The following is a 5715-nucleotide window of genomic DNA, read 5'->3' on the forward strand; positions in this document are numbered from 1 at the left end:
TTAAATACACCAATACAATCAAACACAGGCCGTATTCTCATCATGTTCGACAAGGAAGACCTCCTGAAGTTGGCCAAAACGCCCATGCCTTTTGGCAAGTACCAGGGGCGGGTACTGATCGACCTGCCGGAACCCTATCTTCTGTGGTTTTCCAACAAAGGCTTTCCGGAAGGCAAGCTGGGGCAACTCATGCAGCTTGCGCTGGAAATCAAGATCAATGGTCTGGAATATCTCATCGAACCCATGAAGAAGCTGCCCACGGTGCATTGAATGCAGGCCTTCAGACTGCTGTACATGCTGTTTCCCTGCCTTCTGCTCCTTGGCTGGGCGATGTGGAGCGACAGTCTGCCCTGTGTTGGGGTATTGCTGCTGATGCTGCCTGTACTGGCGCTTATCGTTCTGAACATGCTGGAAGTGGCGCTCCTGCGCCGTCGCGCGCTGGTGGGTATGTATCTCGAGGGGGAAAACTGGCTTTCCCGTCTCATGTGCAGAAAGGCCGTGTTGTTTCTGTGGCAGGTCACCAAGGCCACTGTACTGGTTTTCATCCTCTTCGTCGAAGCGCTGGACTGGCCGCCCTGGTTCTGGCTGCTGCTGATGATGGATATACCCGTGTTGTTTTTTACAAGTCACCGGCTGGAGCAAAGCCTGCAGGGTCAGGTCAAGGCCGGGGCGCAAGGCATCATCGCCCGGCACCTTCTGGTAACTGTCAACACGCTGATACTCGCTTTGCTGCTGGCTGGCGGCTGGATGTTTGAACCGCAAACCGATTACAGAGACATGTCCTGGCAGGCAACTGCTGTCTATGCGGCGCAGCAGGCACTTGTGGAAAAGCTGGTTCGGCAGGGCCTGGAAATGCTGACAAACACCTGGGGCAAGCTGGCAGGCTGGTTGCTGTTCTTTTTCTGGTCCGGTCTCTCCTTGTGGGCATGGAGCCGTATGCTGCTGGCGCCCCTGATCCAGAAGACGGACCTGGACAGAATCATGCACAAGGGGTGTCATCTTGGGTGACAGGCCTTCTTCACGGCTGGTATGGCTGGGGTTCTTTGGCGTAATCCTGGTACTGGCGTTACTTGCCGGTTTTGCCTTCCTGCGCGGTGGCAGGCAGCTGGCTGAACTGCAGGTACAGCAGCAGGCTGAACCGGTACAGCAACTGCTTTATGTTATCCTCAACGGTGAGCAGCGGGTAGTTCCGGAAGCAAAGCGTCTGCAGTTGTCTCTGGATATACAGTCCGCGGTGGATGAAGAACAGGGCAAGCTGCTGGAACGGATGCGGCAACAGATCGATGCGGCCGTGGACACGGCCTTTGCCCCCGTGCACGACCATGTGGGTGATTTTGCCGACTGGTACTATTCGCTCACGGGAGAATACATGCGTTATGCCCATGCTGTTGGCGGTGACATGGGGGAATACATGCAGCAACAACTGAAGGAAACGGTTTTTCTGCCTGCAGCGCTGGAGGCCAACCTGGACAACATGCTGGCTGACATCAATGCCCGGTTGTCCCGTGACATCCGGCAATCGGGAGACAGGCTTTCCTTCCGGCTGCAGCTGGTTATTGCTGCCGGTTCCTGGCCTGTCGGGTCAGGGGAGCCTGTGTTCGGAGACAGCCTGAATCTGGATGAGATGTTTGCGTCTGGCGTGCAGCTCAGCAGCCGGGATCTCAACAGGCAGGTAGTGGCTGCACTGGCTGCCACGGGAACCGGTGTCGTCCTGGCCAAAGGTGTGGGTGCTGTGGTAGTGAAGAAGACGCTGGCGAAAGTGGCCGGCACCAAGAGTTTTCATGTGGCTTCCGCGCTGTTGGCCAAGCTCGTGGCAAAATCCGCCGTCAAGGGTGGCGGTATGCTTGCGGGGGCCGGTGCAGGTACCGCCATCTGCAGTCCTGCGGGTCCCGGTGCGCTTGTCTGTGGCGCCATCGGTGGCTGGCTGTGGACAAGGCGGTGATCGAACTGGATGAAGCGCTGAACAGGGATGTCTTCGAGGATGATATGCATGCCGCGATCACCGCTCAGCAGCAACAGCTGAAAGCGGCCCTGCAGCAGGCCTATGCCAGGGTGCTGAACGCCGGCTTCGCCCCAGTGAAGCAGGGCGCCCGGACACTGGCTGTTCCTGTCGGAAAGTTCACGCCGGCTGATTCCGTATTCAGGGACTATTAACCCGGCATCAATACAGGTGATGCTGGGTCAATTAAGATCCAGCCGGTTATGAAAAATGAGCTGTTTTCCCAAATCATCATAATGAAAGCGGGTGATGCCGGCGTTGTCCACCCTGGTCCGGTACCAGGCGGCAGCGGGCGCCTGCAGCACATGGCCCAAGGCGGCGCGTATCACCCCGGCATGGACAACGACGAGGATGTGTTCTCCTGCATAGTCTGTTGCCATGCCTTCCATCGCCGCAGCCACGCGCTGTCCGAAAGCATGCAGATCCTCCGCTCCCTTCGGTCGATTGTTCACCGGGTCCGCATAGAAGCGCTGATATTCCCGGGGATGGGTTTTACGTATCACAGTTGAGCTTCTGCCTTCCCAGGCGCCGAATCCGACTTCGCGCAAATCGTGCAGCGTTGTCACCGGCAGCGTATACCGCTCTGCCAGGGCGCGGGCGAATGTGTGACAGCGGGACAGGGGTGAGTTGACCACCCGGTCCCAGTGATTGGTCTCGCCCACGGCTGACCACATCTGCTGCCAGCCTTTTTCACTGAGCGGATCATCGATGGCGCTGCCGCGGTACAGGCTGCCGCCTTCGGGTTCGCCGTGGCGGATAAAATCCAGTACCGTGGTCACAGCCAGCGCACCAGATAGAACAGGCGCAGGCCTTCCGATGAGGGGGAGGGGCCGTAGACAAGGGCGGCGTAGAGGTCCTTGTCCGGTTGCGCCCCGCTGATGGCATCGGCCTCGGTTTCCATGAGGGTGACGCAGCCTTCGGGAAAACGCTTGCGGGAGCGGCGTCTGGTCAGTACCAGCGCAGGATGCCTCGCCAGGGAAGTGGATGCAGGGTCGATGACGATGGGTTGCATGAGATTTAGAGAAACAGTTCAGCCAGGCGTCGATGATACCCACAGCAGAACAGCATAGCGAGCGCCTTTTCCCAGGGCAATAAACAGGGCGGACGATAGCAGGGGCATGCGCGCCCAGCCCGCGGCCACGCACAGGGGATCACCGACGATGGGCACCCAGGATAACAGCAGCAGGGGAGCGCCGTGTTTTTCCAGCCAGGCCAATGCCTGGCGCTGCCGGGGCTTGTGCAGTCCCGCTTCGGGAAAGCGGTGACGCAGCCAGCGCCCAATGGCCCAGCTGCTCATGCCGCCCAGGGTGTTTCCTGCGGTTGCGGCGAGCAGGAGCAGCGCCGGGCTGTAGCTCTGCTGGTAGTTCAGCCACAGCAGCAGCGCTTCGGACCCACCCGGCGCAGGGTGGCCGCCAGGAAGCTGCTCAGGAACAGGCCCCAGAGTCCGCCGGCGTCAGTCATACCTTTCGGGTGCGAGCACGAACAGCACGGGACCGGGAGACGGGATGACACTCAGCTGCAGGCCCTCACCGGCCAGTCGCTGCAGTTGCCGCTCCACGTCCTGGGCCTCCTCCTGGCCGCCGGGGTGCCCACGGTAGGCCAGTACGGTGATGATGCCGCCGGGCGCGAGCACAGCCCTGGCCTGTGCCAGCGCGGGCAGGGTTGTCGCACTGGTGGTGGTCCTGGTCTTGTCGCCGTGGGGGAGGTATCCCAGGTTGAACATCACCGCCTGAATATGCCCGTGATCCGTGGCGGGGATTTCATCCAGCAGGTGTTCGTGTCCACGGTAAACCAGCGTTACCTGCGCCGCCTGCCCCTGGTCACGCAGGCGGGAAGCGGTGCTGTCCAGAGCCTGCTGTTGTATATCAAAAACGAACACCCTGCCGCGGGCGCCCACCTGCCGGGCCAGAAAACAGCTGTCGTGGCCGTTGCCGGCGGTGGCATCCACCACCTGTTGTCCGGGCTGCAGGTATTGCTCGACGATGGACTGTGCCCGTTGCGTGAGTTGCATGAAAACCGCCGGGCCGTTTACAGGCAGGACTGGACGAAAGGCAGGGAAAGGTTGTGGCGTTTCTCGGCCAGGGCCTTCTGGTCGAGGCGTCCCAGGATACCGAGCAGGTTGCCGGGGCTGCGGCTGCAGTGCCGCAACAGCCACTGGGCCACCTTTGGCTTGAGTTGCAGCCCGCGTTTCTGTGCCTGGGTCTGCAAGAGTTCCATGAGGCCGGTGTCATCCAGGGGCTGGAGGCGGTAACTGCTTCCCCATGACAGACGCGAGCGCAGGTCCGGCAGGGCCAGTGCAAGCTGTTTCGGCCCCCGGTCAGCGCTGAAGACCAGGCTTCTGCCCTCGTCCCGGGCCAGGTTGAAGAGTATGAAAAGGGCTTCTTCCCAGTCGTCCCGGCCGGCGATATACTGCACCCCGTCCACGGCCAGGATGTCAATGGCTTCCATGCCGGCAAGAAGTGCCGGCGAGAGCGTTCGCAGTTCGTCCAGTGGCAGGTAGGCGCAGCTATGGCCCTGTTGCTCCGCCCGGCGGCACAGGCCCATCAGCAGGTGGGTCTTGCCGCTGCCGGGGCCGCCCGAAATGAACAGGATCTCGTCGTTACTGCCGGCAGCGATGCGCTGCAGCAGGTCGATGAGTTGCAGGTTGTCTCCTGCGATGAAATCGGCCAGTTCGGCCTGTGGCGCCAGTTCCACCGGCAGTGGCAGCTGGCGGGTCATGCCAGCCGGGCCGCCAGCAGGGCCAGACGCTTGCCCTGGGCCTTGCACAGGGCTTTTTCTTCTTCTGAAAGGGGCAGGTTGCTGTCACTGCCCGCTAGGTGGGAGGGGCCATAGGGCGTGCCGCCCGTGGTGGTGGTGAGCAGTTCCGGCTCGGAATAGGGCAGGCCGCAGATAATCATGCCATGGTGCAGCAGCGGCAGCATCATGGACAGGAGCGTACTTTCCTGGCCACCGTGCAGGGAACTGGTGGATGTGAACACGCCCGCGGGTTTGCCCATGAGGGCGCCGCCCAGCCACAGGCCGCTGGTGCCATCGAGAAAGTATTTCATGGCGGCAGCCATGTTGCCAAAGCGGGTGGGGCTGCCCAGGGCCAGGCCGGCGCAGTGCTTCAGCTCGTCGAGCTCGACGTAGGGCGGGCCGCTGTCGGGCACGGGAGGGGCCGTGGCCTCGCTGACGTTGGACACCTCGGGTACGGTGCGCAGCAGGGCTTCCATGCCGCCTTCTTCCACACCCCGGGCCACCAGGCGCGCCATTTCCGCAGTCGCCCCCTGGCGGCTGTAATAGAGTACGAGGATATAGCTGCTCACAGCAGTTCCAGCACTTTTTCCGGTGGACGGCCGATGGCTGCCTTGCCATCCTTGATGACGATGGGCCGCTCGATGAGCTTGGGGGTGGCGAGCATGGCATCGATGAGCTGGTCGCGGCTCAGGTCCGTATTGTCCAGTGCCTGTTCCTTGTATTCCTTTTCCTTGGTGCGCATCAGTTCACGGGGTTCGAGTCCCAGCATGTCCAGCACCTGTTCCAGTTCCTCGTGGCTGGGGGGCGTTTTCAGGTACTCGAAAATTTCGGGTTTCACCTGGTGCTCTTTCAGCAGTTGCAGGGTCTGGCGCGACTTGCTGCAACGGGGGTTGTGATAGATCTTGATGCTCATGTTCTGTACCTCGGGTATTGGATACGCTGATTGTAAACGGGAAGGCAGACCGGGTGTAGGGGTATCA

The 5715-nt window shown here is 61.1% G+C and carries 11 protein-coding genes; 4 read left to right on the top strand and 7 right to left on the bottom strand.

All coding sequences use genetic code 11. The annotated features are described in order from the left end of the window. The 4 genes from ACOCD2_RS11130 to ACOCD2_RS11145 form a co-directional block, all read left to right on the top strand. Nucleotides 1-270, top strand: a 270-nt coding sequence (locus ACOCD2_RS11130) for a DUF3820 family protein (protein ID WP_368857453.1), incomplete at its 5' end; no start/stop codon positions are given. After that, on the top strand, nt 271-1008 hold the full coding sequence (locus ACOCD2_RS11135; protein WP_293646505.1) for a hypothetical protein: 738 nt from the start codon (nt 271-273) through the stop codon (nt 1006-1008). It abuts the gene before it with no gap. Beyond that, nucleotides 1001-1942: a hypothetical protein gene (locus tag ACOCD2_RS11140; protein ID WP_293646503.1), complete on the top strand. Its 942-nt coding sequence runs from the start codon at nt 1001-1003 to the stop codon at nt 1940-1942. Before ACOCD2_RS11135 ends, ACOCD2_RS11140 begins: the two co-directional genes overlap by 8 nt. After that, nucleotides 1927-2154: a hypothetical protein gene (locus tag ACOCD2_RS11145; RefSeq protein WP_293646501.1), complete on the top strand. Its 228-nt coding sequence runs from the start codon at nt 1927-1929 to the stop codon at nt 2152-2154. The genes ACOCD2_RS11140 and ACOCD2_RS11145 overlap by 16 nt, the downstream gene beginning before the upstream one ends. Nucleotides 2155-2181: 27 nt before the next feature. Here the strand turns inward: ACOCD2_RS11145 and ACOCD2_RS11150 are convergent, their stop codons facing one another. From ACOCD2_RS11150 to arsC, 7 genes are all read right to left on the bottom strand, one after another. Continuing rightward, entirely contained in the window at nt 2182-2778 is a 597-nt protein-coding gene (locus ACOCD2_RS11150) for a histidine phosphatase family protein (RefSeq protein WP_293646499.1), read from the bottom strand. After that, nucleotides 2775-3011 carry a hypothetical protein gene (locus tag ACOCD2_RS11155; protein ID WP_293646497.1) on the bottom strand — a complete coding sequence of 79 codons (237 nt, stop codon included), beginning with the start codon at nt 3009-3011 and terminating at the stop codon, nt 2775-2777. Before ACOCD2_RS11155 ends, ACOCD2_RS11150 begins: the two co-directional genes overlap by 4 nt. 18 nt (nt 3012-3029) lie before the next feature. Further along, entirely contained in the window at nt 3030-3296 is a 267-nt protein-coding gene (locus tag ACOCD2_RS11160; RefSeq protein WP_305800270.1) for a YqaA family protein, read from the bottom strand. 156 nt (nt 3297-3452) lie between these two features. Continuing rightward, the gene (locus ACOCD2_RS11165) at nt 3453-4010 is read right to left on the bottom strand and encodes a class I SAM-dependent methyltransferase (protein WP_293652527.1); all 558 of its coding nucleotides are present in this window, start codon (nt 4008-4010) and stop codon (nt 3453-3455) included. A 17-nt stretch (nt 4011-4027) separates the two neighbouring features. Beyond that, the gene (gene hda / locus ACOCD2_RS11170; RefSeq protein ID WP_293646494.1) at nt 4028-4717 is read right to left on the bottom strand and encodes a DnaA regulatory inactivator Hda; all 690 of its coding nucleotides are present in this window, start codon (nt 4715-4717) and stop codon (nt 4028-4030) included. Next, complete coding sequence (gene wrbA / locus ACOCD2_RS11175) at nt 4714-5304, bottom strand: NAD(P)H:quinone oxidoreductase (protein WP_293646492.1); 591 nt, start codon at nt 5302-5304, stop codon at nt 4714-4716. Before wrbA ends, hda begins: the two co-directional genes overlap by 4 nt. Next, a complete protein-coding gene (arsC, locus tag ACOCD2_RS11180; protein WP_293646509.1) occupies nt 5301-5648 on the bottom strand; it encodes an arsenate reductase (glutaredoxin) in 348 nt (115 codons plus the stop codon). The genes wrbA and arsC overlap by 4 nt, the downstream gene beginning before the upstream one ends. Nucleotides 5649-5715 lie beyond the last annotated feature (67 nt).

The sequence above is a fragment of the Thiolapillus sp. genome, assembly GCF_048562965.1.
GTDB classification, from domain to species: Bacteria; Pseudomonadota; Gammaproteobacteria; order Chromatiales; family Chromatiaceae; genus Thiolapillus; species Thiolapillus brandeum_A.